The organism is Arthrobacter sp. Edens01, assembly GCF_001307035.1.
GTDB lineage: Bacteria > Actinomycetota > Actinomycetes > Actinomycetales > Micrococcaceae > Arthrobacter_B.
Genome location: NZ_LKIU01000005.1, coordinates 785,764 through 812,583, shown reverse-complemented (window position 1 = coordinate 812,583; position 26,820 = coordinate 785,764). Strand labels below are relative to the sequence as shown.

Below are 26,820 nucleotides of genomic sequence, written 5' to 3'. Positions count from 1 at the left end.
TTCTCCTTCTCAGGCCAGAATGTCGAGGGTGGTTTGCGGCCCGTGTGCCACGGGACGGAAGATCTGCTGCACGGGAACTGGTCCGGCGTCGGGCTCTGCGCCGGTACGGGCCGTGCCGCGCTCCGGTGCTTCCCCGCGTCCTTCAGCCTCGGTCCCCGGCTGGTCCTGCGCGGAAAGGGAGAGCGACGCGTTCATGCCCGAACCGGAGAGGTCCCGGCGCAAATCCGTAAGGATGGTCCGCAGTGCTTCGCGGCCGGCATCATTCGGGGCGAAGAGCTCTACCCGGATACCGTCCGCGCTGACATGGGCGCGGACGGTGACGGGTCCCAGGTTCTCGGGGGTGACGCTCAGGGTCATGACGTGTTCTCCGGCTGCTGCCGAGCTCAGGCTAAACAGCGGCTGCGCCACCTGGGTCAGGAGCGGAGCCGGCTGGGCCGGCACCGTGGCCTGGACGGGCACCGGAGCGGCCACCTGGACTGCCGGCACGGATACGACGGGCGCGGCGGCTGCGGCCGCGGCAGGCTGGGCAGCCGAGGGGAGAACCTTGACCGTTTCCGCCGCGGCTTCGGCAGCCGGTTCAGCTCCAGCAGGGACCGGTCCGGCGGTTCCGCCCTGAAGCACACCGGATTGGAACGTGCCTGACGCGGCCGAAGCAGCAGGAAGCGTACCCGCTGGAGCGGCACCGCGGTCCGGACGGCTGGAAGGGCCGGCTCCAGCCCCCGTGCCGGACCCGCCGGCGAACTGGGCTGCCGCCTGCGGAGCCTTCGCTGCCTCGCCCTGCGCTGCAGTGACCGGACGGGGCGTGTCGGTGTCCCCGCTGTCGGCGGAGGCCGGGTCGGCGTCGGTTGGAACGGTTGCAGCAGCGATGCCTGCTGCGGTTGCCATGGCCGCTGCTGCAGGCGTTTCAGCCGTCCCGGCAGCCGAGACTGCCGGGAGCAAAGTGCCGTCGCCGGTTAGGAGTGCTGACTCGGGATCGGTGCCCTCCGGGCTGCCCTCTGCGGTAGTCACCGCTTGCCGCGGCTGAAGTACCGCCACCGGGGCAACCAGCCCGTTCAGCAATGACGTGTCATCGAAGCTGAGACCGGCTGCACTGGCGGATGCTTCCGTGCCGGCAGGCATGGCTGCAGTCTCCGGCTCGGCAGGCTCTGCTGCGGAACCGGGTGCTTCCGGCAGCGTCTCTGCAGCTGCGCCGGCGGCCGCTTCCAGGGCTGATCCGAATCCGGCCCCGCCGTCGCTGCTGGACCGGGGACCGTTTCCAGCCGGCGCCAGCCGGGGGGTCAGGAATGTGACGGGGACGCTCATGCTCCGGCCCCCATCAGGGAAGCCTGCATGGCGCGGGCGGAAGCCACCATGTCAGTAATCGCCGCGGTGGCAGCGGGAGAGGCTGCGCCCTGGGCTGCCTCGGCCGGGAGGATGCGCCGGATGGTCGTGATGTTGGCATCGGTCTCCCAGGCGTCACGGATCTGGATGGTCTTCCCCGGCTGCGGGGCGTCCACCACCTTGCCGTTGCCCAGGTAGATGGAGACGTGCCCGCCGTCGTGCGTGAACAGCAGGTCACCGGCCTGGGCCTGGGCGAGGGACTCCACCTTGGTACCGGAGTTCATCTGATCCCAGGTCACGCGCGGCAGGCTGTAGCCAAGATCCTTGAAGACGTTCTGCACAAAGGAGGAACAGTCCAGGCCCACCGCCGGATCGTTGCCTCCCCACACATACGGGAGCCCAACGTACTTCTCCACCGAACCCATAAGCGCCTCGTTGGAAGCCCCGCCGGGCAGTCCGGAGCTGGCTCCGGTCAGCGCGGAAAGGGTGGCAGCGAAGTCCCCGGCGCCGTTTCCGGCAGCCGTGGCCGCAGCCGGACCTGCGGAAGCGCCCGCCGCGGCAGCGGCCGGGGTTCCGGACAGGGCGTCGATCGTGGAACGGATTTCCTGGATCCGGCCGATCGCGTCGGTCATGCTCATCTAGAGTGCTTCTTTCTGCCGGCGGTGCCAGGCGGTTCCGGCAAGTTCGTCCAGGATGTTCTGTTCAGTGCGCAGGTCTTCCACCGCAACGGCGTCTGAGTGCTTGGTTTCAAGCTTTTCCAGGCCCACGGAACGGGCGCGGGCAGCCTGGAATTCGGCCTGGGCCGAGTTCACTGCCGCGCTTTCGAGGGCTTCGGCTGCAAGCAGGTCTGCCAGCATGCTGCGCGAAGAGGCACGTGCAGCTGCGATGGCGGTGAGGGTTGCTGCGTCGGCTGCTTCAAGGGGTGTCGCCGCCAGCGAATCGTAGGCCTCGCTGCGCGCTTCGGAACTCCGGCGCAGGGCGGCGTTGGCAGCTGCCAGGTTACCGGCGGCGCTGTCCTGCTGGAGCCGGCGCAGGCGCAGCAGGCCGGCAAGCGGAAAGTCTCGTCCCATTCTCAAACCCCCAAATTCAGTGTGAGCCGGTGCAGTTGCTCCCACGCGGCGTCGGCCGGTGTCTGTTCATCCATCCGCTGCTGCAGGAACGTGTTGATCATGTCCTCGTTGGCAACGGCCGCGTCTACCAGGGGATTGGTGCCGCGCTGGTAGGCGCCAACGTCAATCAGGTCCTGCGCTGACCGGCGTGCGGCAAGCACCCGGCGCAGGCCTGACGCAGCCTGGCTGCGGTCCTTTGGATTGACCCTGGAGGCCACGCGGGAAATCGACCCAAGGGCGTCCACGGACGGAAAATGACCTGCGACAGCCAGTTTGCGGTCCAGGACCACGTGGCCGTCCAGGATGGAACGGGCAGAGTCAGCGATCGGTTCGTTGTGGTCGTCTCCGTCCACCAGGACGGTGTACATGCCGGTAACGGAACCGGATTTGTCCGTGCCGGCGCGTTCCAGCAGCTGGGCCAGCAATGAAAAGGTCGACGGCGGGTAGCCGCGGGTTGCCGGCGGTTCACCGACTGAGAGCCCTATTTCGCGCTGGGCCATGGCCACACGGGTCAGGGAGTCCATCATCAGCATGACGTCCGCGCCGCGGTCGCGGAAGGACTCGGCGATGCGGGTCGCTACGAAGGCTGCCCGCAGGCGCATCAGCGCCGGTTCGTCGGAGGTGGACACAACAACGATTGAACGTGCCAGGCCCTCTTCACCCAGATCGTCCTCGAGGAATTCGCGGACTTCACGGCCGCGCTCCCCCACCAGGGCGATGACAGAGACCTCGGCGTCGGTGCCCCGGGCGATCATCGACAGCAGGGAGGACTTGCCCACGCCGGACCCGGCGAATAGGCCCATGCGCTGGCCCTTGCCAACGGTGGTCAGGGTATCCAGCACACGGACGCCAAGCTGCAGCGGTTCAGTGATTCGGGAACGCTGCATGGCTGAAGGGGTGTCGTGGTCCAGCGGGACGTACTGCTCCACGTGCAGCGGACCCTTGCCGTCAATGGGCCGGCCCAGTCCGTCCAGGACGCGGCCAAAGAGTCCGTTGCCGGTCGGCACACGCAGCGGCATGCCCTTGGACCGGGCAGGGCTGCCGGCGGTGAGGCCGGCAAGCCGTCCGAACGGCATGCAGCGCACACCGTCCCGTGTGGCGGCAACAACTTCGGCGTCGACGTCCGATCCCGGGGCGCCCAGACTGACCAGGTCGCCCACAGCACAGTCCAGTCCGGTGACTTCCACGCTCAGCCCGACGACGGTGGAGACCCGCCCTACCCGCTGCGGCCGGGCAGCGGCCAGTGCATGGTTGAATGCCTCCGCGCGGGGACGCCAGGTGGCTGGTTTGGATGCCGCGGCACGGCGCCGCTCGCGCCGGCTCGGCGGCACGGCGGCGTTGGGCGCGGCGGGGTCCTGGGCTTGCAGGGAACGTGGATCTGCCGTCAAGGTCATGGTGTGTCGTCCCCCAGCAGGGCTGCCTTGGCACGGGCGAGGGCCGTTCCCAGCGTGGCGTCAAGGAACCCGTCCGGGAACTCCGTGACCGCGTCGCCGCGTTTCAGGGACGCATCCGGGGTGAACACAACGCCGGCTTGGTTAAGTACATCGTCCCCCAGGACGGCAAGGTCTGCGGGATGCATCCGGACCTGATGGACCAGCCGGGTATCGACTCCGGAAAGAGCCCGGTCAAGGGCAGCCCGTGCAGAGGTCTCTCCGTTGGCCAGTTCCCTGCCCAGCAGCGCTTCGGCCAGGTCCAGGGCAGCCGCGGCCAGTGAATCCTGGACCTCAGCCACCACTGGAACGGTCAGCTTGGCCAGGCTCTGCTCGGCGTTGTTCAGCAGCTGCAGGGCGTGGTCCGCGCGGGCGCGCAGGGCCGCCGTTTCGGCGTCGAACCGGATCCGAAGTTCTTCACGCAGACGCGCGGTCTCGGCCGCAGCGGCGTGCATGCCTGCTGCGTATCCAGCCGCGTGTCCCTGCGTCCGTCCCCGTTCCACGGCACGCTCCACGTCGTGGCCACCCAGCGCGGGGTAGGCCATGCGCGCGAAAGTGCGTTCCGGGGACTCAGTAGACATACTCTTCCTCGTCCGCGTGGTGGATGGTGATCGCACCCTGGGCTTCCAGGTCGCGGATCGCCCGCACGATCGTGGCGCGGGCCTCCTCCACCTGGGACAGGCGGGCGGGACCCGATGCTGCGATCTCGTCGTCCAGGATCTCGCGGTTGCGTTCGGAGACGTTGCTCCGCACGGTCTCCAGCACCGTCTCGCTGGCGCCCTTCATGGCCAGGGCCAGGACGCCGACGTCGATTCCGCGCAGCACCAGCTGCACATCGCGGCGTTCGAGCTTGGTGAGGTCCGCGAAGGTGAGCATCCGGGAGCGTACTTCTTCTGCCAGTTCCGGATCCCGTGCGTCCAGGGCTTCGAGGATGGCACGTTCGGTTGCGGCATCGGCCCGGTTGATGATGTCCACCAGCGGCTGGATGCCGCCGATCTGGTCCGCGGCTTCACGTGCGGCGCCGACGGCGGTGGCGCGCGCCTTGAGGGTCTCGGCAACAATCCGGATGGCCTCCGGTGTGGCCCGGGACATGTTGGCGATGCACTGCGCAATGTCGGTGCGCAGCTGGTCCGGGAACCCGCCGATTACGGCAGAGGCCCGCTGCGGACGCATGTGCGCCAGGACCAGGGCGATGGTCTGCGGCAGTTCGTGCTCCAGCAGGCTCACAATCTGGGAAGGTTCGGCCCGTTCCAGGAACTCGAAGGACTTGCCCGCCATCGAGGAGGCCAGCCGGTCCATCACGCCGGAGGCGCGTTCGGTGCCGAAGGAAGCCTCGAGCAGGCCCATGGCGACGTCGCGGCCGCCGTGGGCACGGCGCCGGCCGTCCACTGTCATGTCGTAGAACTCGTTGATGACCGATTCAACAACAGCCACGTCGACGCGGCGCAGGTTCACGATTTCTGCCGCGAGTTCCTGGGCCTCGGCTTCGGTGAACTGCTGGAGAACGGTGGCGGCGCGGGAGGTCTCAAGCTGCATGAGGATCACTGCAGCCTTCTGCATCCCGGTCAGCCTGGGCAGTACCGGGGTGGCCACGGGGGCGCGTACCGCTGGAACCGCTGCTGTGGGCGCTTCAGCCGGCCGTTCGGTGTCAGGATCCGGCAGAGTGGCTACTGCCGTTCCGGAATTCTGCTCGCTCATACCCGCTGCCCCTCATCCATGAAGTTGCGCAGATAGTCCGCGGTACGGACCGGGTCCTGCAGTGCCAGGTGGTCAAGTTCTTCGAGTTTGCGCTCGGAGTCCGCCGCGTTCGCCACGATCCGCAGTGAGGCCGTGTCAACCGGCGGCTCCAGGGCGGTCCGTCCCTGGTCCTGGCCAATCATGGCCAGGCCGGCCGGCGGGGCAAGGGGATCGAGTTCCGGCAGGATGCCAATGTCCACGGCCTGGCGGTTCTGCCGGCGTGAGCGCATGGCGTAGGCCACGAGGGCCAGGATGACGATGGCGACAATGCCGGCTGCCAGGATTCCCATCCGCACCAGCTCGGCCCGGCGTTCGGCTTCGGCTGCGGCGTCTGCCGCGGCCAGCGCTTCCTGGGCTGCTTCGGCGCCACTGGCGTTGAAGGCCACCATTTCCACGGTGAGTTCATCGCCGCGTGCCACGTTGATGCCGGCGGCGTTGGTAACCAGGGCGCGGATGTCCGCGACGTTCATGCCTGCTGCGGTTGCTGAGTTCAGTGCCACGGAGACGGTCTGCCGGTTGAGGGCACCGGCCGGGATTTCCCGGGTCTCGGTCACCTTGTTCACGGCGTTGTTCTTCGTGGTGGATTCAGAGGTGTACGCGCCGTCGTCGCCGTCTCCGTCCGGAACGGCGATGTTGTCCGGGCCAAGGATGCCCGCGGCCGTGTTGCCTGCTCCGCCGCCGGTGTATTCCTCGGTGGTGGTGGCTTCGTTCAGTGCGGGGTTCCCGGCCGGGTTGGTGAAGGTTTCCTCCACGCGGTTGGCGGATTCGTAGCTCATGTCCGCCGCAACAGCCACAGTGGCGTTGCCCGGTCCCACAACCTGGTCCAGCATGCCCTGGATGGAAGCTGCAATTCGCTGTTCGTAGTCGGTGGCCTGTTTGTCAGCCGACCCGGTGGCTCCCACGCCGACGGCGGAGAGCACGGTTCCGGCTGAGTCGATGACTGCCACGTTGGTGGCTTTCATGCCGTCGATGGCGGCAGAGGTGAGGTGGACGATTGCCTGAACCTGGTCACCGCTGAGCGTCACACCGTTCTCTGTGTCGATGAAGACCGAGGCGGTTGGGTCAACTTTTTCCGAGACGAAGACGGTGTCTTCCGGAATTGCCAGCTGCACGGAAGCTGTCTTCACACCGTTGAGCGCACCAATCGTCTTGGCGAGTTCGCCTTCCAGCGCCCGCTTGTAGGTCACGGACTGCTGGAACTCGGAGGAAGTCACGCCCATGTCATCGAGCAGGGAGTAGCCCCCGGTGGAGGACGCGGGCAGCCCGGCACCGGCGGCCTTAAGCCGCTGGTCGTATACGTTCTGCTCGGGCACCATGATGGTGCTTCCGCCGCCGGCGATCTCGTAGGGAACGCCGTCGGCCTGCAGCTGCTCAACAATGCTGTTGGCGTCTCCGGGCTGCAGCCCGGAGAACAGCGGAGTGAAGGAGGGCTTGGTGGCCCAGCTGGCCAGCGCGAAGATCCCGAGTGCCAGGACAGCGATCCCAATCAGCGCAAGAGTCTTCTGCGCCAAGGTGAACTGGCTGATGGTTTTTCCCAAACGGCCAAATGCCGCGTTCACCTGTGTCATTAGGCCTGCATCCGCATGATCTCGTTGAACGCGTCAACGCTCTTGTTGCGCACGGCGGCGACCAGTTCCAGCGTGACCGAGGCACGCGTGGAGGCGATCGTGGCTGCGTGGATGTCATCCAGGTCCCCGGTGACGGCCTTGACGGCCAGTTCCTTTGAGGCGGAGGAGAGCTGCTGCGCGTTGTCGACGGCACCGGCGAGCTGGGTCGCGAAACCTGAACCGTCCGTAGCCGGGACGGCCGGTGCGGTGTTCTCGATGTATGCGGTGGGCAGGGTTCCGGCAACGGCGCCGACTGCGGGAACGGGCATTAGGAGCGTCCAATCTGGAGAGCAGCTTCGTAGGTGGCCTTGGCACGGTCAACGACGGCGGCATTCGCCTCGTAGCCGCGCTGCGCCATGATCAGGGCGCTCATCTGTTCGGCCATATCGATGTCCGGGTAGCGGACGTATCCGTTTTCATCGGCGAGGGCATGGTTGGGTTCGTGGACCATCCGGCCCTCGGCGTCACCGTATTCAACACCGGAGACGTACACGCCGGTGTTGGCGGCGCCTTCCCTGGCGACCACGTACCGGGCCTGGAAGGCAGCGCCGTCGGTGGAGGAGGCGTTGTTCATGTTGGCGAGGTTGTCCGAGACAGCGTCCAGCCACTTGCGGTGGACGGTCAGGGATGTGCCGGCAATGCCGATGGCGTCAAATGTCATTACTGGGTCCTCATGGCGGTGCGGAGCGAGTTGGCTTCTCCGCCAACGGCCTGGGAAGCGAACTGGAACCGCAGGACGGTGTCGATGTTGGACAGCGTTTCGGTGTCCAGATTGACGTTGGAACCATCCAGGCGGGTCGGTTCGAGCGACCGGGCGGTGGCAGACTCCGTGAAGGACTTGCTTCCGGCCTTGACCGACTTGGCCAGGGCGTCTTCGAAGCTCACCCGCTGGGCGTGATAGCCGGGGGTGTTCACGTTTGCGATGTTGTTGGCGATGGCGCGCTGCCGCAGGGACAGGCCATTCAAAGCGCTTTGCAGCGCCACCGAGGACACGGAGTCGAACACAGGGAAAACCCGCTTCTTATGGGGGAACAGAGCGGCCTATCCGTGGCCTGTTAATTGAGCTATCCATGCTCACTGTTGGTTATCGGCGGCTTGACGGCGAGTGTAAGTACTTTCGGTGGGGACATAGGTATTTCCGATTCCTGGAGTAAGTAGAAAACGGATCAGGTTTGGAGAAGCGCAGTTTCCCGGGCCCCGGTAACGTGGCACTTCAAACCACAGCTCGCCCCGAGGAGAAACCATGAGCACGGCAACGGACCCGGCAACACAGCACGATGCCGTTCATCCGGCGGACAGCCACGGACTGATCCAGGTTCTTGGGGCGCGGGAGAACAATCTCAAGAACATCAGCGTCGACATTCCCAAGCGCCGTCTGACGGTGTTCACCGGGGTTTCCGGCTCAGGGAAGAGCTCACTCGTCTTTGCCACCATTGCCGCCGACTCCCAGCGGATGATCAATGAAACCTACAGTGCCTTTGTCCAGGGATTCATGCCGAACCTGGCCCGGCCCGACGTCGACCGCCTGGAAGGGCTCACGACGGCGATCATTGTGGACCAGGAGCGGATGGGCGCCAATCCGCGGTCCACCGTGGGAACGGCCACCGATGCCAACGCCATGCTGCGGATCCTCTTCAGCCGGCTGGGCGATCCGCACATCGGCTCCCCCAACGCCTATTCCTTCAACGTTCCCTCAGTGAAGGCGTCCGGCGCCATCACCGTGGAACGCGGCGGCAAGACCAAAGCGGAGAAGGCCACGTTCAACCGGCTGGGCGGCATGTGCCCGCGCTGCGAGGGCATGGGGAACGTCAGCGACTTCGACCTCACCGTGCTCTTTGACGACTCCAAGTCCATCCAGGAAGGTGCACTGACCATCCCCGGCTACAGCATGGACGGCTGGTACGGGCGGATCTTCAGCAACACCGGACTCTTCCCAGCGGACAAGCCGATTGCGCAGTTCACCAAGAAGGAGCTGCAGGCTCTGCTCTATGCGGAGCCGACCAAGCTGAAGGTGGACGGCATCAACGTCACCTTCGAAGGGCTGATCCCGAAGATCCAGAAGTCCATGCTGTCCAAAGACCGGGAGGCGATGCAGCCGCACATCCGGGCTTTCGTGGACCGCGCCATTACGTTCAGCACGTGCCCGGAGTGCGGCGGAACCCGGCTGGCACAGGAGGCGCTGTCCTCCAAGATCAAGGGGAAGAACATCGCCGACCTGTGTTCAATGCAGATCAGCGACCTGGCGGCGTGGGTGCGGAAACTCGACGAGCCTTCGGTGGCTCCGCTGCTGGCCGGGCTGCAGCACCTGCTGGACTCCTTCACCGAAATAGGTCTCGGCTACCTCTCGCTGGACCGGCCTTCAGGGACGCTGTCCGGCGGCGAATCCCAGCGAACCAAGATGATCCGGCACCTCGGGTCCTCCCTCACGGACGTCACCTACATCTTCGACGAGCCGAGCATTGGACTGCATCCGCACGACATTGAGCGGATGAACCAGCTGCTGCTCGCACTGCGGGACAAGGGCAACACCGTGCTGGTGGTGGAGCACAAGCCGGAAATGATTGCGATTGCCGACCACGTAGTCGACCTCGGTCCCGGAGCAGGTTCCGGCGGCGGGGAAATCTGCTTTGAGGGCACGCTCGACGGACTTCGCACTTCCGGGACCGTCACCGGCCAACACCTGGATGACCGGGCGCGGCTGAAGGACTCCGTGCGGACCGATTCCGGGAAGCTTGAGGTCCGCGGTGCGTCGTTGAACAACCTGCAGGACATCGACGTCGACATTCCGCTCGGTGTCCTCTGCGTCTTCACCGGGGTGGCCGGATCCGGCAAGAGTTCCCTGATCCGCGGTTCGGTGGCGAAGCGGGACGGCGTCGTCGTTATTGACCAGAGCGGGATCAAGGGGTCCCGGCGGTCCAACCCGGCCACCTACACGGGCCTGCTCGAACCGATCCGCAAGGCGTTCGCCAAGGCCAACGGGGTGAAGCCGGCGCTGTTCTCCTCCAACTCAGAGGGCGCGTGCCCGGTTTGCAACGGTGCCGGGGTCATCTACACCGATCTGGGGGTCATGGCCACGGTGGAGTCCACGTGCGAGGAGTGCGAGGGCAAGCGGTTCCAGGCCGCTGTGCTGGACTACACGCTGGGCGGGCGGAACATTGCCGAGGTGCTGGCCATGTCGGTCAGCGAAGCGGAGGAGTTTTTTGCCGACGGCGACGCGAAGACCCCGGCAGCCCATAAGGTCCTGGACCGGCTCGCTGACGTGGGGCTGGGCTACCTGAGCCTCGGCCAGCCGCTGACGACGCTGTCCGGCGGCGAACGCCAGCGCCTGAAGCTCGCAGCGCAGATGGCAGAGAAAGGCGATGTTTACGTCCTCGACGAACCCACCACCGGACTGCACCTCGCCGACGTGCAGCAGCTGCTGGGACTGCTGGACCGGCTGGTGGATTCGGGAAAGTCGGTGATCGTGATCGAGCATCACCAGGCGGTGATGGCCCACGCGGACTGGATCATCGACATGGGTCCGGGTGCAGGGCACGACGGCGGCAAGGTGGTCTTCGAGGGGACGCCGGCGGATTTGGTGGGCGGGCAATCAACGCTGACCGGTGAGCATCTGGCCGCGTATGTCGGCGGCTGAGCTGCCTGAAGGGCGAGTCAGCCCGCGACGTCGAGGTAGACCGCTCCGCCGGATGATGCGCTTGGGACGCTGCGAATAAGTTCCGCCTGCTGCCGAATCATTCTGGATTCGCTGCGCAGCTGGGCGTAGGCACGCTGCTGCGCCATTGAAAGCAGCCGGGCGCGGGTGGCGAGCTCGGCGGGCAGCGGGCCCAGCTCATGCGGCGGATGCCACGCGCTGGCTACTGTGCGGGCCTGGTCCAGGACGGTGGTTCCGTCCATAAAAGCCACCAGGTTGTCCTCCAGCTGGGTGAGGACTTCATCCCAGCGTTCCAGGTTCTCCTGGTGCGGAGTCAGGTACTCTTCTGCTGGTTCAGCCGACACCGAGGGTACCGCCGGTTCCTGTTGGTCCGGCGGCTGGCGCCTGGGCGGGCAGCTGGGCGGCAGCTTCGTGCCAGGCCGCGCGGAGCGGTTCGAGCAGGTTGATGCACTCCCGGGTCATCGCGGCGCTGTGCTGCAGGTTGGCTTCCACCATCGCCTTCATGACGTAGCCGTACATCGCCTGGAGGTTCTCGCCGCCCTCCCACTCGTCGACCTTCAGCGTGCCGCTGAGCTCGGCTACGATGCTCTGGGCGTGGATCAGCTGCTCGGACGCAGCGTTCCAGTTGCCCGCCTGCTGAGCCGCTTCAGCGCGGTTGAGATCCAGCAGCATCCGGTCGTACAGCATGGTCAGCAGCCGCACGGGCGACGCCGACATCACGGCATCGCGGATGAATTCGGCGCGCTTGGCCTGCAGCCCGTAGCTCACGGTCACTTCTTTCCTGAGCTGGAGGTGTTCAGCGAGGCGAGCTGGCCGGTTAGCCAGTCCTGCTGGCTCTGCAGCTGGCTGAGTTTGACCTCGAGGTTGCCCCAGATCATTTTCAGGGTGGACTCACGGCTGGCCAGCCGGCGGTCCCAGTCTTCGATCTGGGTGTTCAGGGACCGGATAGTCGATTCCTGGCCCGTGATGCGCTGGGTAAGCAGGCCGTCGTACTTGTCGGAGGCAACCTTGCCGGCCGCCTCAACACGCCCGGCAATAGTCTGCAGCGTTTCCTGCGTCTTAGTCGGGTCTGCTGCCATTGCTGCGGCGAACTTTTCCGCATCGAACTCAACGGTGCCGTCCTTGGTGATCACCACGCCGATTTCCGACGGCGACCGGCCGTCCACCGGTGAAGTGGCGGCTTCCATGATCTGGCGCTTGATGTCCCGGATGCCCGCATCGCCGGTGAAGACGCCACCGGAAGCGGCCGTGTTGCCCGAGGATGTGGACACGGTAACGGCACTGTTGCGGTTGATGTAGGCGAAGGCATCGGCCAGGCTCGCCACGAGATCCGAGGCAACCTTGGAGATCGCTTCGTCATCCCTGGCAACTTTGATGGTCAAGGCGGTATTGGCAGGGGTGTCCACGGCAAGGGTCACGTCTACACCCGGCATAAGTGCCTTGAACGTGTTGGTAGACGAGGTGATTTCCTGCGCGGCCGGCGTTCCTGCCCAGAGGGTCAGCTTCGCGTCCTGGGCCGGTTTGAGGACGTCCATGTCTGTGCCGCCCAGGCTGGCCGTGAAGGCGCCTTCGGAGCCGGTCTTAGCCGCCGTGAACTGCACCCGGTACTGCTGCACGCCATCCACACTGCCGGTGGCGATCTTCACACCCGTGACACCAAGATTGGCTTTGTTAACCTCACTGATCACCTGGTCCAGGGACTTGTCCGTGGTGTCGAACGATGTAACGGTGCCATTGGCAGAGATCGCGAGCACGCTGTTGGACGGCCAGGCAGCCAGGGCCGCGGAGAGCGAAACCTGAGCGGTGGCGGTTTGGGTGACAGAGATGTCGAGGGAACCAGCCGCAGCGCCTGCTGTCGTGGTGGCCGTGACTTTGTCCGAAGTCGTGCTGGCCTTGAACAGGTCCGTGCCTGCGGGCTTTGCAGTCTTTCCGGCAGCTTCCGTCAGGGAAGCAATCTTGGTGTTAAGGTTCTGCAGCGCCGTCACGAAACTCTGAGTGGTGGAGACCTTGTTCTTGAGCAGGGTCTGGGGGCGTGCTTCGATCTGCATAAGCTGCTTGATCATCGCGGAAGTTTCGATTCCGCTGATCAGTCCGTCGATGCCTAGCGCCATGCGAATGCTCCTTGTACGTTTCCCTCAGGTTCTGACCCGCTGCTGCGGAGGGAAAATGCCGGTGTGGTTCTGCTGAAAATGGGACCGCTGGCCGTAGCCGGATAAAACGCCGCAGGCAGGGAATGGGCTGACGGGAAAAGTGTGAGGTCCAAGTCATTCTTTTCCCGTCAGCCCATTCCCTGCCGGTCAAGCGGTTACTGCTGGTGCGGTGCAGCCGAGGGATTCCCGCCGATGATTCCGTTATTACTGCAGGAGCTGCATAACGCCGGAGTTCATCTGGTTGGCCTGGGCCAGCATTGCCGTGGCAGCGTTGGACAGGATCTGGGACTTGGTGAAGTTACCCATTTCCGTAGCCATGTCGGTGTCGCGGATGCGGGAGTTGGCAGCGGAGAGGTTCTCGACCGAGACCGCGATGGAGCGTGCGGTGGACTCGAGGCGGTTCTGCTGTGCACCCAGATCTGCGCGGGCCGTGGAGACATTGTTGATCTGCGCGTCGAGCGTGACAATGGCTTCGGATGCCGCAGTCTGGCTGGCAGCAGAGGTCATTGTCGGAGCACCGTCAGTAAATGTCTGAATAGCGATATCTTTGACAGCCGTAGCAACTGCCTCAATGTTAGCCAGGTTGACTTCGATCTCGTTCAGTGCGGCGTCGGTTGTACCACCGTTGGCACCGACCTGAATCTTCAGCGGAGCACCGGCTGCTTCTTCGGTCAGCAGGTCGATGCCGTTGAAGTTCGTGCTCTTAGCGATACGTTCCAGTTCAGAACCAAGTGCGGTGATTTCCTTCTGGATTGCTCCGCGGGAATCCTCGTTGTTCGTATCATTCGAGGCCTGCACAGCCAGGTCACGAACACGGTTCAGGATGTTGTGGACCTCGGTCAGGGCACCTTCAGCGGTCTGGACCAGGCTAATGCCGTCCTGAGCGTTGCGGCCGGCGACGGTCAGACCGGAGATCTGGTTCTTCAGACCTTCGGAGATGGCCAGGCCGGCTGCGTCGTCAGCTGCACGGTTGATGCGCAGGCCGCTGGAGAGACGCTCCACCGACTTGGACTGAGCCGTCTGGTTCAGGGTCAGGTTACGCATCGCGTTGAGCGAAGAGGTGTTAGTTGCAATTGTGAAACCCATGATGAATTCCTCCGTGATTGGGCGATAACTACGAGGCCCGTCCGTGGGCCTGTACCCCTAGCTATCGACCCTCATTCCACGGGTGTTAGGAATTCGGCAGAGATTTTTTGGGTTTTTTGAGAGCTAGGACACGGCAGCGTTAAGCCCGTGTCCCGGAACGTGGAAAGTGGGTCCGTGGTGCGGATCCTGGCGGGTTAGGCCGCCCGTGGTCCACTCCGCCACTGAGGCAAGATAGGCATTCCGGCGGGCCGGTGAAATCCGCGACTCGATCGGCGCCGGAGTGTCCGTGTCTGAGTAATGGGTGCCCAGACCGTCACGCAGCAGCCGGACGGCTTCGGCGCGCTGCTGTGAAACAGCGGAGTGGGTGGCACCCAGCTCGGCGGCCAGGTCCTTCACCGAGCGGTCGTGGAAGTAGACCTGCTCCACGATGTAGCGCATCTTCTCCGGCAGGGCAGCCACCGCGGCCCTGAGGTACTGCATGCGTTCGGCCGAGAGAGCAGATCCTTCAGGCGAGGGCAGGGCACTCACCAGCGAGTCCGCAGCGGCGTCATCCAAGTGGGAGACGGTGCGTGAGGCATCAGCCAGCGCGTCTTCGGCGGCGGTGCGGTCAACACCCATGGCGGAAGCGATCTCGTCCACCTTCGGTGACCGGCCCAGGGCAGCAGTGAGCGCTTCCTTGACGGCAAGGGTTTCCTTGATGCGCTTGCGTGCTGTCCGGGTTGCCCAGTCATTCGAGCGCATCTCGTCGGCGAAAGCGCCAACAATACGACGCCGTGCGTAGGCGCCGAAGGGCACCCCAAGCTCCGCATTAAAAGATTCAGCGGACGTAATCAGGGCAATTGCCCCAACCGAAGCCAGATCATCCCGGGAAAGGTGCGTTGCCTTGGCACACACCTCTGAGACCAGATATCCGACCAGCGGTAAGTTCTCCACAACCAGACGGTTGCGTTCTTCGCGATTCAACTTTTGGACCCCCAAGTCCTTGTTCCCCAACAAAATACGCTGACCGCTAGGAGGGGAGCTGAGTCTCCCGGTTCATTCCACACTTTGGCGCAGTAGCTGCAACATACCACTAACATTGGAATCACAAGCGCCGATAGGTGTTTCCAACGGATTAAAAGTTTTCAAGCCTGTGAGAGCGGGGTCTTTGAACCCGTTGCAGGATGCGGCTTTGCATCCTTCGGAGACAAGACATTCGCGCGAACCGCAGGAGGTGGGCAAAGCATGGGGACCCAAAAACTATCCGCATTACTCTGGGAAGAACGGGAGCTGCTTGAGCTCCTGACCTTCAAGCTGGAAGAAGAACAGCTGCTCCTCACCTCCGGCAAAACGCGCTGGCTCCAGCACGCTACCCGGGAAGTGGAACAGGTTCTTGAACGCCTGCGAGCCGCAAATCTGGCCAGGACGGTGGCCGTTTCCGAACTCGCACAGGAGTGGGGCATAGCCGAAGATGCAACTCTTCGGGAGATCATTGCCGCCGCGCCTCCGGGCCCGTGGACTGAGATCTTCACGGCCCATCTGCAGGCGATGACGGAACTTACTGTGAAGATTCGTGACCTGCGCGACACAAACGAGCAGTTCCTGCGGACTGCTGCGCGCTCTGCCCAGGAAACCCTCGCGGGTCTGGGCACCGAAAGCAAGACGTACACAGCAAGCGGCACGTCGGCCAAGCCCGGCAGCGGTGCCCGCATAGTGGACAAGCAACTCTAAAGACCGTGAACAAAGGAACCAGCACGCCATGAGCACCTTCAGCGGCCTGAACACCGCCTATACCGGTCTGAGCGCAGCCCGCAAGGGACTCGACGTCGTCGGCCAGAACATCGCCAACGTCAACACGCCCGGTTACACCCGCCAGCGCGTCACCACCTCCGCCATGGGCGGAGCAGCCATCACCGGCAAGTTCGCCACCGGCGCCCGTGTGGGTCAGGGCGTGTCTGTGGACGGCATAGCGCGTCTGGGCAGCATGCAGCTGGACACGCGGGTACGGGCCACTGCCGCAGCGTCCGGTTTCTCAGCCATCCGGGCCAACGCCCTGGCCGGCCTTGAGACCAGCCTGAACGAACCGGGCAAGAACGGCATCTCCGCCTCGCTGACCGAGTTCTGGGCAGCCTGGCAGGGTGTCGCCAACAAGCCCGGGAATGAAGCCGCGGCTACGGCATTGATCGGGCAGGCCACCACGCTCGCTTCCCAGATTTCAACCGGCTACAAGGCCGTTGAGGAGCAGTGGACCGGCGCCTACAAGCAGCTGAAGGACATGGAAGCGGAGCTGAACGGAACGGCGTCGCAGATCGCCTCGCTCAACGCGCAGATCCGCACCGTGCAGGCCTCCGGGGGCACCGCCAACGAACTCATTGACCAGCGCAACGCGCTGACCACCACCATCGCCGCCCTGGCCGGCGGCACCGTCCGCGAGTCAGACAACGGCATGGTGGACGTGCTGATCGACGGCAACGCCATTGTTTCCGGTGACATTGTCCGCCCGGTGCAGGTTGCCGGCGGCATCAAGATGGGCGACGAGGCGCCCCGGCTCGAATGGAGCCACCGCCCCGGAACCAACATGGCTGCCAGCGGCGAGATCGCCGGCGCCCTGAGTGTCCTGGCCCCGGCGGCCGACGGCGGCATCCTCGCCTCCGCTGCCGAGGGCTACAACAACTTCGCCAAGTCCCTGGCCACAGCGGTGAACGGGGCTCACAACGGGGGCATCAACACCAAGGGCGACGTGGTTGGAGACTTCTTCAGCCACGGCACCGACCCCGCCGCAAAGTCGCTGACGGTGGTGGCGAAGAGCGCCTCGGACATCGCCACGGGCGCCGTGGATATGGGCAACCTTGATAACTCCGTTGCGGACAAGATCGCCCAGCTGGGCACGGCCGCCAAGTCCCCCGACGCGGAGTGGGCCAACTTCGTCAGCGGCATCGGCGCGAGCACCCGGGTGGAAATGCAGCAGGCCGAACTGGCCGGCGTCGCAGCCTCCGCCGCCATCGACATGCAGCTTTCCAACTCTTCGGTGGACCTGGACGAGGAAAACCTCAACCTCCTGGCCTACCAGCACGCCTATCAGGGCGCGGCACGGGTCATGACAGCCATCGACGAAATGCTCGACACCCTCATCAACCGCACCGGCATTGTGGGAAGGTAACCCGTGATCACCCGCACCTCCAACCTGATGCTGACGCGCAACGCGCAGCAGAACCTTCAGGCCAACATGTCCCGGCTGGCCAAGCTCCAGGAGCAGGCCCAGACGTCCGCCGCCATCACCCGGCCGTCCGACGATCCGGCCGGAACCGCCGATGCCCTGAAGGTCCGCGCAGAAATGCGTGCCAACACGGCGTACAAGAGCAACATCTCGGACGCGAACAGCTGGCTCTCCACCGTGGACGCTGCGCTGACCCGCACCACGGATATCCTCACCCGGATCAAGGACCTGGCGATCACTGCATCGACGGCCACAGCAACGGCGGCGAACAAGGCTGCCATCGCCACCGAAATCGAGGGACTGAAGTCGGACCTGCTGGGGCAGGCCAACACGTCCTTCCTGGGCCGGAACATTTTTGCCGGGAACTCCGACGCCGGCGTGGCAGTGAAAGCGGAAACATCCGGCACTCCGCCTACACAGACCTACACCTTCACCGGTGAAGGCCACGGCCCTGTGAACCGCCGGCTTGATGCCAACACCGAGGTCCGCGTCGACGCCAGCGCCGCGGAGGTCTTCGGCGGCGTAAACGGGGAGCCTGACGTCTTCACCAAACTCGATTCCCTCGTCAGCGCCCTGCGGGACAACGGCGACATCAGCACGCACTTGCCCGGCATCGACGCCAGTACCCAGAGGGTGATCACGCAGCAGACGGACGTCGGTATCCGCCACGCACGTGTCCTGAAAGCAGAGGAAACCAACTTGGAGCAGTCCGTCAGCCTTGAAGCCCGGCGCTCCGGAATCGAGGACCTCGATACTGCCCAGGTCATCCTGGACCTCAAGCTGCAGGAACTCGCCTACCAGTCTTCCCTGGCTGTCACCGCGAAGGTCCTGCAGCCCACGCTGATGGATTTCCTGCGATGAGCACCGTAACGCCGGTTTCCTTTCTGGCTCCCCCTCCCGGCCTTGAACCGCTGACCGAGTTCGCACTTGAAGACATCGACGGTGCAAGCGGTCTGTATTCACTCACCGGGACGGACACCTCGGCCGGCGTCCGCCGCTTCTACGCCATCGATGCTTCGGTCTATCTCCCGGAGTACAACCCGGAGATTTCCGATGAGCAGGCAGCTCAGCTCGGGCTGCAGGATCCGGCCGATGCCCGTGTCCTGGTTGTCGCCAACCCGGCGGATAACGGTACTACCGTGAACCTGCTGGCTCCGGTCATCGTGAACACCCGGACCTGGCAGTGCGCCCAGGTGATCCTCGAGGGCAGGGACCTCCCGCTCCGGGCACCGCTGGAAGCCGTAGCCGCCGCGTAGCTCCCGCCAACATAAAAAAGCCCTTTCCGGAAGAATCCGGAAAGGGCTTTTTAGTTCCCGCCAAGGCGGGCGGAATGCTAGGCGAAGTCGGACGTTGCCGGATCTGCGCCGAAGCGGGTGCCGTTGTCCAGGGCGTTGATGGCCTGGATGTCCTCATCGGAGAGCTTGAGATCCAGTGCGGCCCAGTTCTCGCGGATGCGGGACTCGGTGACGGACTTCGGGATCACGATGTTGCCGAGGGCCAGGTGCCACGCGATGACCACCTGGGCGGGAGTGGCGCCGTCGTACTTTGCTGCAATGTCCTTCAGCACAGCGTCATCCAGCAGGCCCTGGCCGGAGCCCAGCGGCGAGTAGGACTGGTGCTTGATGTTGTGCTTGGCTTCGAACTCACGCAGTTCGGCCTGGGCCAGGTACGGGTGGGTTTCAACCTGGTTCAGGACGGGGACCACGCCGGTGGCGTCGATGATCTCCTGCAGGGCCTCAACGGTGAAGTTGCAGACACCGATGGACTTGACCCGGCCGGACTTCTGCAGCTCGATGAGCGCCTTCCAAGTGTCCACGTACTTGCCCTGCTTCGGCTGCAGCCAGTGGATCAGGTACAGGTCAAGGTATTCCAGGCCCAGGCGCTCCATGGAGGCGTCGAAGGCAGCCAGGGTCTCTTCGTAGCCCTGGTCCGCGTTCCAGACCTTGGTGGTGATGAACATGTCTTCACGCGGCAGGCTGGATGCGGCGATAGCACGGCCGACGCCGGCTTCGTTGCCGTAGATCTTGGCGGTGTCGATGTGGCGGTAGCCGGCCTCGAAGGCCATGCCCACCGTCTTTTCCGCGAGTTCGTCCTCAACCCGCCAGACGCCGTAGCCGAGCTGGGGGATGGTGTTGCCGTCGTTGAAAGTGACGAGGGGGGATGTAGTCATAGTCACTATCCTCCACCCAGGTCCGTGAACTCCGTGACCAAACGGGCTGGTGTTAGCTCGCCGCGAAATTTGTTCAGGGGCGGGAAGCTGCGAGGACGCGTTCTGCCTCAGCCACGTCTTCCTCTACCAGGGCCGCACGGCGGCGGACGTTCTCCACTCCGGCGGACGCGATCCCCCACCGTTCACCTTCCAGCCGGGACATGGCTGCCGCTTCGGCTGCGGCGGCGAGTGAATTGCCGGAGCGGGACAGCGCGCGGTGGACGGCGATCAGGCCGCCGGGGATGTCCTGTCCGGAGCTGGGCAGCTGCTTCTGCGCGCCTGCGCAGACGGAGCGGACCCGGGGAAGCAGCGCAGCGAGGCTGTTGGCGACGACGGCGAGCTCGTTGTAAAGCGCGTCGTCCTCCACTCCCTCCAGCATCTGGTGGTAGCGGTCAAGTCCCCGGGTGAACCGGTCGTGGGCGCGGCGCCACACACCCTTGCCGAGTTCGACGTCGTCCTTGCGCCCCTGACGGGCTGCTGCGAAAAGTGCCATCCTGCCGGAAATTCTACAGATACTGTCCGGGACCCGCGTGCGGCTCGGTGCGGCCGGCCCCTGGCTGCTGGCCCGGCTGCTGTGCGGTGCCCGCCCGCCGGGGCTCGCCGTTTTCACCAATCACGACGCCGGGTGCCAGGACGGTGCCCGGTGGCAGCTGGCGCAGCTGGAGCCTGCTCTGCAGCTGCTGGTTGGCGGTCTGCTGGGCTGCGATCGCCGTTTGGATGCCGCGGAACAGGCCCTCCAGCCAGCCGACGAGCTGGGCCTGCGCGATGCGCAGCTCCGCGTCAGTGGGGGTCGCGTCGTCCGGGAACGGAAGGTTGATGCGTTCGAGCTCGGTAACGAGTTCCGGAGCCAGGCCGTCGTAAAGCTCCTTGAGCGAGCGCTCATGGATTTCGGCGAGACGGTTGCGGGCGGCGTCGTCCAGCGGCGCGTTGCGGACTTCCTCAAGCAGTTGCTTGATCATGGTTCCGATCCGCATGACCTTGGCCGGTTCGTCCACCAGTTCGTTGAGCTTGGCGGGACCTGACTTCGCGCTGCCCGAAGGTGCGGCTGCGGACTCCCCATCATTGGCTGCGGCGATGGAGGATTCGCTGTCCGGCGACGGCATGTCCGTGCCGTCCCGGTCCGGGGACTCCGAAGGCCGGCCGGCCGGGGCGGAGGATTCTCCTGCCCCGTTCGCGGGCGCTGTGCCGTTCTGTTCAGTCATGAAATTAATGCTCTCACGCCTGGCTGGAGTTGTTCCGGGAGTCAGTCGCTTTCGAGCTCTTCCTCCCGCTTTTCTGCATACTCCCCGTCCGGGCTCAGCCCGGCGGCGAACTGTCCGGCATTCAGCTGGCCGGAGGTGTAGTGGCGGTCATCGAACTCGGGACCAACCCGTGATTCCTCCGGGAGTCCGGCGTCCTGCGCCAAGTGCTCGTCCTCGTTGTCCGGTTCCGGCAGCGGGATGCTGATGTCTTCACGCAGGTGGGGGTCATCGGGCAGGTACTTGTCTTCAGCCATTCCCCCAGCAAAGCAGCATCCCCGAAGCCTCTCAACCCCCTCCCCCTGCCACCGAGAGGCCAGTTACGGCTCTTTTCAGGACTGAAATGAGCCGCAACTGGCCTCTCAATGGGTTGGGCGGGGCCGCTAACGCATCAGCAGCAGCGGCTGCCGGGATTGGCGTCCTGACGGTCCATCTTGTCCCGCCAGAACTCCCGTTCCGTCAGCGGCGGCGACGAACAGCCCGACGCCGCGTGGTACGCCTGGTACTTGCGGTAGGCGTCCTCCCCCATCACGTCACGGAAGAAGCGCACCAGTCCGCGCAGGTGGACGGCGACGGTGCTCATCAGTGCCGCGTCCTTGCCGGCTTCCTGTCCTCAGGAAGGGCATCCCACTGAGCTTCGATCTGCTTCTCCAGCGGGGTGGCGAAGAAACCGGCGGGAGCGAAGGTGCGCGAGGGCACGGCCGGGTCCTCGGCGCTCGGGGCACCGCCCGAACGGAAGGAACGCACCGAAGCAATGACAGCCGTGATGATCACGATGATCGCCAGGGTCACGAACAGGATTGAAAGCACGCCCTGCACGAAGGTGTTCCGAACGACTGCCTCCATCGCTTCCACGGTCTTTGCCGTGCCGAAGCTGGTTTCCCCGGCCTCCAGCGCATTCCGGAAGGCGTTGTGCTGCGCCCAGTAGCCCACGGCCGGGACCGGCGAGAAGATCTTGTACATCGAGGCGGTGATGGTCACGACCGACGCGAACGCCAGCGGCAGCACCACAACCCAGATGTACTTGAAGACGTTCTTTTTCGCCAGGATCGCCAGGCAAATGGCCAGGGCGATCGCGGCCAGCAGCTGGTTGGCGATGCCGAAGAGCGGGAAGAGGGTGTTGATGCCGCCCAGCGGATCCGTCACGCCCATGATCAGGATGGACCCCCATCCCGCGACCATGATGGCCGTACAGATCCAGGCGCCTGTGCGCCACCCCGTATCCCGGAACTTCGGCACGAAGTTCCCAATTGAGTCCTGCAGCATAAAGCGGGCAACGCGGGTACCGGCGTCGACGGCGGTGAGGATGAACAGTGCCTCGAACATGATGGCGAAGTGGTACCAGAACGCCATCATGGCAGGGCCGCCGATGAAGCTCTGCATAATCATCGCCAGGCCGACGGCGAGCGTGGGCGCACCGCCGGTGCGGGAGACCACTGACTCCTCACCGACGTCGGCCGCAAGAGAGGTGAGCATGTCCGGTGTGAGGTTCACTCCTACCAGTCCCAGTGAGTTCACAAACGCGACGGCGCCTTCCACGGTTCCGCCCGTGGCGGCAGCAGAGGAGTTCATGGCGAAGTAGATGCCGCGGTCCAGGGAGATGGCCGCGACCAGGGCCATGATGGCCACGAAGGACTCCATGAGCATGCCGCCGTAGCCAATGAAGCGGGTCTGGCGTTCCTTCATGATCATCTTCGGTGTGGTTCCGGAGGAGATCAGGGCGTGGAAGCCGGAGAGCGCACCGCAGGCGATGGTGACGAACAGGAACGGGAAGAGCGGACCGGCGACCACCGGGCCGTCGTCGCGTGAGGCGAATTCGCTGAACGCCGGGACGGAGATTTCGGGACGGACAATGATGATGGCTACGGCCAGCATCACGATCGTGCCGATCTTCATGAACGTGGAAAGGTAGTCGCGCGGGGCCAGTAGCAGCCAGACCGGCAGGACGGCGGCGATGAAGCCGTAGATGATGATGCCCCAGGCAATGGTGACCCGGTCCAGCGAGAAGATGGCCACGCCCCACTCGGTGTCGGCGATCCAGCCGCCGCCCACGATTGCCAGCATCAGCAGTACGAATCCGATGATCGAGACTTCGCTGACCTTGCCCGGGCGCAGGTAGCGCAGGTAGACGCCCATGAACAGGGCGATCGGGATGGTCATGGCTACGGAGAAGACGCCCCAGGGGCTTTCGCCCAGCGCGTTCACGACCACCAGCGCCAGGATGGCAACGATGATGATCATGATGGTCAGGGTGGCGACCAGTGCTGCAGTGCCGCCGATCAGGCCGAGTTCCTCACGGGCCATCTGGCCGAGTGAGCGGCCGCCGCGGCGCATCGAGAAGAACATGACCAGGTAGTCCTGGACGGCGCCGGCGAGGATGACGCCCACGATGATCCAGACCGTGCCGGGCAGGTAGCCCATCTGCGCGGCCAGCACCGGACCAACCAGCGGGCCCGCTCCGGCGATTGCGGCGAAGTGGTGGCCGTAGAGAACACGTCGGTCGGTAGCGGCGTAGTCCTTGCCGTCTGCCTTGTATTCGGCGGGTGTTGCGCGCCGGTCATTGGGCTTCAGCAGGTGCCGCTCAATGTACTTGGAGTAGAACCGGTACCCGATGAGATAGGTACAGACGGCGGCGAAGACGAACCAGATGGCGTTGACGGTTTCACCGCGGACAATCGCGAGCATGGTCCAGCTGATGCCTCCGAGCAGCGCGATGGCCACCCAGACGGCGACCTTCAGCGGAGTCCAGCGGCGTTCCTCGGCCTCCGCCTCCTGCTCGTCGATCGCAACCGGAGGCAGGTCCGGGTCCTGGACCAGGAGCTCTGCGTCGGTGGCGCCGGAGCCCGGACGGTCCGGGTCCCTTCGGCGCCGATTCTCTTCTGTCATCGTGCTACCCCTTGTCAGCATTAGTCAGCAGTGCGGCCCCTGCCAATGCGGCAAGGCGCGGGTGATGCGCACGAGGGTAGCAGGACGGGTGCGACGCAGATCACATACACACGCCGGGGCAGCGGGGAGGTGCGGCGGACGGTGGCAGGTCCGCGCCCAGCGGCGTGCACGTTCACGCCCCTGGTCCAGCCGCCGGTCAGAGGGTCAGCAGGATCTTTCCGGTGTGCTGGCCCGAATCGAAGTACCGGTGTGCCTCAGCAGCCTCGGCCAACGGGAAGGTGCGGTCCACCAGTGGTTTGACGCTTCCGTCGCGCAGCATCGGCCAGACGTACTCTCCAACTGCGGCCATGATTGCGCTCTTCTCTTCCTCCGGCCGAGCGCGGAGCGTTGTACCCATGACGGCGCACCGCTTGCGCATAAGCGCGTTCAAATCCAGTTCGGCACGCGTGCCGCCCTGGAGTCCGATAATGACCAGGCGTCCCTCGACCGCGAGCGCGTCGAGATTGCGCTGCAGGTACTTGGCGCCCATGACATCCAGGATGACGTCCGCGCCGTGACCGTCCGTGGCCGCCCGGACCTCCTCCACGAAATCCTGGTCCTTGTAGTTGATGAGCACCTTGGCCCCCAGGCTGGCCGCAAGGTCCAGCTTGGCCTGGCTGGACGCCGTCACCATGGGCACGGCGCCGAAAGCTGCCACGAGCTGGATGGCCATCGTTCCAATGCCGCCGGCCCCGCCGTGGATGAGAACGTACTCACCCTCGCGGACTCCTGCAGACATAAAGAGGTTGGAGAACACGGTGGCAGCCACCTCGGGCAGCGCGGCTGCGGTCACCAGGTCCATCTCCGCCGGAACGGGCAGAACCTGGCCGGCAGGAACAACAACCTGCTCGGCATACCCGCCGCCGGAAAGGAGGGCAACGACGTCGGCCCCCACTCCCAGTCCTTCCACACCCGTGCCGATGGCGGCCACGCGGCCGGAGACTTCGAGTCCCGGATATTCCGGCGCACCCGGAGGAACAGGATAGTTCCCCTGCCGCTGCAGGACATCGGCCCGGTTCAGTCCGGCAGCGACGACGTCGATCAGGACTTCTCCCGGTCCCGGCACCGGTGCCGGCACATCGGAGAGGGTCAGGACTTCCGGACCACCCGGTTCGGTAATGACGATCGCTTTCATGGAACCTCCTGCTGGTGGGGAGAAATTTTGGTGATCTGCGCTCATCTGCAAGACTACTAAGCGGAGGAAGGTTGTCCGAGCGGCCGATGGAGCTGGTCTTGAAAACCAGTGTGCGGTAACCCCGTACCAAGGGTTCGAATCCCTTACCTTCCGCAGATGAGATGATCCGGCCTGTTTTATGGCTGGGCACGCAGCATCTCCGGCACCCCGGTCTTCGGACCGGGGTGCTTTTTTGTGCACCGGCAGGACGTCCTACTGCACCGCCGGGCGATGTTTCCGCTCAATGCCTATGCATATTGCTCTGGGATGTTACTTTCCCGATTTATAAGCATGCTTCCCCTGCACATAGTCTCACTTGGTGGTTTCCGGCCCATTGGGGGATGGACAACCTAAAACCAATTACTGCAGAAGGAGTTATCCGCATGAAACCCGCCCGCCAGATTCACCTGGCCCGCGCCGGAAAAACCATCACTGCCGCAGCTTTTGCCCTGGCCCTTGCCGGATGCAGCACCTCCGGAGCTTCGGCAGACAGCGATGACACCAAGTCAACGCAGCCGCCTGCAGCCTCGGCCTCGGCATCACCTGAAGCAGAAACAGTGGCCCAGGAGGAAGCGGCACCTGAATCCGTCGAGGCCACCAGCCTCAAGGTCGGTGACTGCCTGGCCGATGACCCGGACACCGAAGAGGTCTCCGACGTCGACGTAGTCCCCTGCACCCAGCCCCACGAGTCCGAGGTCTATGCAGCCATGGACATCGATGCAGGCGAGTACCCGGGCCAGGAAGCCGTGGAAACAATGGCCCAGGATTTCTGCCTCGCTGAATTCCAGCCCTACATCGGTACTGAGTACGCCGATTCCCTTGTAGACATCGGGTATCTGACGCCGACCTCCTATTCCTGGACGCTTGGCAATGACCGCGAGATCCTGTGCACCGCTTACCGCGTGGACGGCGAAAAACTGACCAGCACGGTCCGCAACTCCAAGGTTTAGCGGGATCCTCAAAAGGGGCCTAGCCGGAAACGGTTAGGCCCCTTTTTTGTGCACGGCCGCCCGCCCCCTTGCTGGTCCACCACCCCACGTTGCTTATCCGATTGTTATCCCCTCACTTGTCTACTCCTCCACAATCCCTGTTAGCTTCTCCGCTCGATGCGATCGCATCCACGGATCCGTTTTGACGAGAAAGCCATGGGGGACCTATGCCGTACCCGCCTTCCCGCGCAGCCATCACCGGCCGCGCCCGCCTTACAGCAATCCTGATGACCGCCCTCATCGCAGCCTCTGTGTCGGGGTGCTCAAGCACCAAGGCCAATGCAGAAGCAGAGACCTTGCCTTCCCCAACCACGTCCCCTTCGCCAACAGCAACGCCAACGCCCACGCCGACCAGAACCGTGGTGGCCGGTTCAGCCTGCTTTGCCGCAGGCAAGGTGGATAGCGCACCGGCCCCGATTCAGAGCCCCTCGCAGAACCCGTCCGAGAGTCCAACTGCCTCTTCACCATCCGCAACTCCGTCACCGAGCACTTCCGCTTCGGAAACAGCAGGCAGCGCAACCGTCGCCCTAATATGCGCCGAGGACGAAAACCAGATTCTTGTATGGATGGACAAGGACCGAGCTGACAGGCTGAAGGCAGAACGGGCCGCAGCGGAGGCTGAGGCAGCCCGTGCGGCAGCCGAGGCAGAGCTCGAAGCCCAGCGTTTGGCCGCAGAGCAGGAAGCAGCTGCGGCTGAAGCTCAGCGCCAGGCCAACGAACAGGCGGCTGCTGCAGCGGCAGCGGCGGCAGCTGCAGCTGCAGAAGCGCAGCGCGTAGCTGAGGAACAGGCAAGGCAGGCACCTGCTGCACCGGCACCGCCTCCTCCGGCGCCGCCTGCCTACTTTAAGAACTGCGATGCGGCGAGAGCAGCAGGCGCGGCCCCGGTGTATGCCGGACAGCCAGGATACGGACGGCACCTCGACCGCGACGGAGACGGCATCGGCTGCGAATAACCCGTCACAAAAGGGGCCTAGCCGGAAACGGTTAGGCCCCCTTTC

Annotated in this window: 29 protein-coding genes and 1 tRNA gene; 8 read left to right on the top strand and 22 right to left on the bottom strand. The window is 64.7% G+C overall.

Annotated elements, in window-relative coordinates; translation table 11 throughout:
* Window positions 1-9: 9 nt before the first annotated feature.
* The 10 genes from AO716_RS09985 to flgB are packed head-to-tail and all read right to left on the bottom strand — an operon-like array spanning window position 10 to window position 8,208.
* Window positions 10-1,302, bottom strand: coding sequence for a flagellar hook-length control protein FliK (locus AO716_RS09985; RefSeq protein WP_055240730.1), 1,293 nt, complete (start codon window positions 1,300-1,302; stop codon window positions 10-12).
* The gene (locus tag AO716_RS09980) at window positions 1,299-1,958 is read right to left on the bottom strand and encodes a C40 family peptidase (protein ID WP_082413478.1); all 660 of its coding nucleotides are present in this window, start codon (window positions 1,956-1,958) and stop codon (window positions 1,299-1,301) included. Before AO716_RS09980 ends, AO716_RS09985 begins: the two co-directional genes overlap by 4 nt.
* Window positions 1,959-2,390, bottom strand: a complete 432-nt coding sequence (locus tag AO716_RS09975) for a flagellar FliJ family protein (RefSeq protein ID WP_055240729.1) — start codon at window positions 2,388-2,390, stop codon at window positions 1,959-1,961.
* Window positions 2,391-2,392: 2 nt separating this feature from the next.
* Window positions 2,393-3,823: a FliI/YscN family ATPase gene (locus AO716_RS09970; protein WP_082413477.1), complete on the bottom strand. Its 1,431-nt coding sequence runs from the start codon at window positions 3,821-3,823 to the stop codon at window positions 2,393-2,395.
* Complete coding sequence (locus AO716_RS09965) at window positions 3,820-4,440, bottom strand: FliH/SctL family protein (protein WP_055240728.1); 621 nt, start codon at window positions 4,438-4,440, stop codon at window positions 3,820-3,822. The genes AO716_RS09970 and AO716_RS09965 overlap by 4 nt, the downstream gene beginning before the upstream one ends.
* Entirely contained in the window at window positions 4,430-5,557 is a 1,128-nt protein-coding gene (fliG, locus tag AO716_RS09960; RefSeq protein ID WP_195840688.1) for a flagellar motor switch protein FliG, read from the bottom strand. Before fliG ends, AO716_RS09965 begins: the two co-directional genes overlap by 11 nt.
* Entirely contained in the window at window positions 5,554-7,164 is a 1,611-nt protein-coding gene (fliF, locus tag AO716_RS09955) for a flagellar basal-body MS-ring/collar protein FliF (RefSeq protein WP_055240727.1), read from the bottom strand. Before fliF ends, fliG begins: the two co-directional genes overlap by 4 nt.
* Window positions 7,164-7,472 (bottom strand): flagellar hook-basal body complex protein FliE, encoded by a 309-nt coding sequence (fliE, locus tag AO716_RS09950; RefSeq protein WP_055240726.1) that lies wholly within the window; start codon window positions 7,470-7,472, stop codon window positions 7,164-7,166. The genes fliF and fliE overlap by 1 nt, the downstream gene beginning before the upstream one ends.
* Window positions 7,472-7,864 carry a flagellar basal body rod protein FlgC gene (locus AO716_RS09945; RefSeq protein ID WP_055240725.1) on the bottom strand — a complete coding sequence of 131 codons (393 nt, stop codon included), beginning with the start codon at window positions 7,862-7,864 and terminating at the stop codon, window positions 7,472-7,474. Before AO716_RS09945 ends, fliE begins: the two co-directional genes overlap by 1 nt.
* Complete coding sequence (gene flgB / locus AO716_RS09940) at window positions 7,864-8,208, bottom strand: flagellar basal body rod protein FlgB (RefSeq protein ID WP_055240724.1); 345 nt, start codon at window positions 8,206-8,208, stop codon at window positions 7,864-7,866. The genes AO716_RS09945 and flgB overlap by 1 nt, the downstream gene beginning before the upstream one ends.
* A gap of 238 nt (window positions 8,209-8,446) precedes the next feature.
* Here flgB and AO716_RS09935 point away from each other — a divergent pair, with 238 nt between their 5' ends.
* Window positions 8,447-10,837, top strand: a complete 2,391-nt coding sequence (locus AO716_RS09935) for an ATP-binding cassette domain-containing protein (RefSeq protein WP_055240723.1) — start codon at window positions 8,447-8,449, stop codon at window positions 10,835-10,837.
* Between the two features lie 17 nt (window positions 10,838-10,854).
* Here AO716_RS09935 and AO716_RS09930 read toward each other — a convergent pair whose 3' ends face one another.
* From AO716_RS09930 to AO716_RS09910, 5 genes are all read right to left on the bottom strand, one after another.
* Window positions 10,855-11,199, bottom strand: coding sequence for a hypothetical protein (locus AO716_RS09930; protein WP_055240722.1), 345 nt, complete (start codon window positions 11,197-11,199; stop codon window positions 10,855-10,857).
* Window positions 11,189-11,629, bottom strand: coding sequence for a flagellar export chaperone FliS (fliS, locus tag AO716_RS09925; RefSeq protein ID WP_235472055.1), 441 nt, complete (start codon window positions 11,627-11,629; stop codon window positions 11,189-11,191). Before fliS ends, AO716_RS09930 begins: the two co-directional genes overlap by 11 nt.
* The gene (gene fliD, locus AO716_RS09920) at window positions 11,626-12,966 is read right to left on the bottom strand and encodes a flagellar filament capping protein FliD (protein ID WP_055240721.1); all 1,341 of its coding nucleotides are present in this window, start codon (window positions 12,964-12,966) and stop codon (window positions 11,626-11,628) included. The genes fliS and fliD overlap by 4 nt, the downstream gene beginning before the upstream one ends.
* Window positions 12,967-13,209: 243 nt before the next feature.
* Window positions 13,210-14,091, bottom strand: coding sequence for a flagellin (locus AO716_RS09915; protein ID WP_055240720.1), 882 nt, complete (start codon window positions 14,089-14,091; stop codon window positions 13,210-13,212).
* A gap of 123 nt (window positions 14,092-14,214) precedes the next feature.
* On the bottom strand, window positions 14,215-15,054 hold the full coding sequence (locus tag AO716_RS09910; protein ID WP_082413476.1) for a sigma-70 family RNA polymerase sigma factor: 840 nt from the start codon (window positions 15,052-15,054) through the stop codon (window positions 14,215-14,217).
* Between the two features lie 261 nt (window positions 15,055-15,315).
* On the opposite strand from AO716_RS09910, the gene AO716_RS09905 reads away from it, so the two are divergent.
* From AO716_RS09905 to fliW, 4 genes are read left to right on the top strand one after another with little or no spacing between them, the layout of a single operon-like run.
* Window positions 15,316-15,801 carry a flagellar protein FlgN gene (locus tag AO716_RS09905; RefSeq protein WP_055240719.1) on the top strand — a complete coding sequence of 162 codons (486 nt, stop codon included), beginning with the start codon at window positions 15,316-15,318 and terminating at the stop codon, window positions 15,799-15,801.
* Between the two features lie 28 nt (window positions 15,802-15,829).
* A complete protein-coding gene (gene flgK / locus AO716_RS09900) occupies window positions 15,830-17,230 on the top strand; it encodes a flagellar hook-associated protein FlgK (RefSeq protein ID WP_055240718.1) in 1,401 nt (466 codons plus the stop codon).
* A gap of 3 nt (window positions 17,231-17,233) precedes the next feature.
* Window positions 17,234-18,148 carry a flagellar hook-associated protein FlgL gene (flgL, locus tag AO716_RS09895; RefSeq protein WP_055240717.1) on the top strand — a complete coding sequence of 305 codons (915 nt, stop codon included), beginning with the start codon at window positions 17,234-17,236 and terminating at the stop codon, window positions 18,146-18,148.
* A complete protein-coding gene (fliW, locus tag AO716_RS09890) occupies window positions 18,145-18,543 on the top strand; it encodes a flagellar assembly protein FliW (protein ID WP_055240716.1) in 399 nt (132 codons plus the stop codon). Before flgL ends, fliW begins: the two co-directional genes overlap by 4 nt.
* A 77-nt stretch (window positions 18,544-18,620) precedes the next feature.
* Here fliW and AO716_RS09885 read toward each other — a convergent pair whose 3' ends face one another.
* From AO716_RS09885 to AO716_RS09855, 7 genes are all read right to left on the bottom strand, one after another.
* A complete protein-coding gene (locus AO716_RS09885) occupies window positions 18,621-19,457 on the bottom strand; it encodes an aldo/keto reductase (protein WP_055240715.1) in 837 nt (278 codons plus the stop codon).
* Window positions 19,458-19,530: 73 nt separating this feature from the next.
* On the bottom strand, window positions 19,531-19,989 hold the full coding sequence (locus tag AO716_RS09880) for a hypothetical protein (protein WP_055240714.1): 459 nt from the start codon (window positions 19,987-19,989) through the stop codon (window positions 19,531-19,533).
* Window positions 19,990-20,002: 13 nt separating this feature from the next.
* The gene (locus AO716_RS09875) at window positions 20,003-20,599 is read right to left on the bottom strand and encodes a bacterial proteasome activator family protein (protein ID WP_055242098.1); all 597 of its coding nucleotides are present in this window, start codon (window positions 20,597-20,599) and stop codon (window positions 20,003-20,005) included.
* Window positions 20,600-20,739: 140 nt separating this feature from the next.
* Entirely contained in the window at window positions 20,740-20,991 is a 252-nt protein-coding gene (locus AO716_RS09870; protein WP_055240713.1) for a hypothetical protein, read from the bottom strand.
* 134 nt (window positions 20,992-21,125) lie between these two features.
* The gene (locus tag AO716_RS09865; RefSeq protein WP_055240712.1) at window positions 21,126-21,317 is read right to left on the bottom strand and encodes a YbdD/YjiX family protein; all 192 of its coding nucleotides are present in this window, start codon (window positions 21,315-21,317) and stop codon (window positions 21,126-21,128) included.
* The gene (locus tag AO716_RS09860; RefSeq protein ID WP_055240711.1) at window positions 21,317-23,620 is read right to left on the bottom strand and encodes a carbon starvation CstA family protein; all 2,304 of its coding nucleotides are present in this window, start codon (window positions 23,618-23,620) and stop codon (window positions 21,317-21,319) included. The genes AO716_RS09865 and AO716_RS09860 overlap by 1 nt, the downstream gene beginning before the upstream one ends.
* Before the next feature lie 196 nt (window positions 23,621-23,816).
* Window positions 23,817-24,794 carry an NAD(P)H-quinone oxidoreductase gene (locus AO716_RS09855; protein ID WP_055240710.1) on the bottom strand — a complete coding sequence of 326 codons (978 nt, stop codon included), beginning with the start codon at window positions 24,792-24,794 and terminating at the stop codon, window positions 23,817-23,819.
* Between the two features lie 65 nt (window positions 24,795-24,859).
* Here AO716_RS09855 and AO716_RS09850 point away from each other — a divergent pair.
* The 3 genes from AO716_RS09850 (at window position 24,860) to AO716_RS17745 (ending at window position 26,775) form a co-directional block, all read left to right on the top strand.
* Window positions 24,860-24,947, top strand: a tRNA-Ser gene (locus AO716_RS09850).
* Window positions 24,948-25,216: 269 nt separating this feature from the next.
* A complete protein-coding gene (locus tag AO716_RS09845) occupies window positions 25,217-25,783 on the top strand; it encodes a septum formation family protein (protein ID WP_055240709.1) in 567 nt (188 codons plus the stop codon).
* Window positions 25,784-26,388: 605 nt separating this feature from the next.
* Window positions 26,389-26,775: an excalibur calcium-binding domain-containing protein gene (locus tag AO716_RS17745; RefSeq protein ID WP_055240708.1), complete on the top strand. Its 387-nt coding sequence runs from the start codon at window positions 26,389-26,391 to the stop codon at window positions 26,773-26,775.
* The last annotated feature ends 45 nt before the right edge of the window (window positions 26,776-26,820 follow it).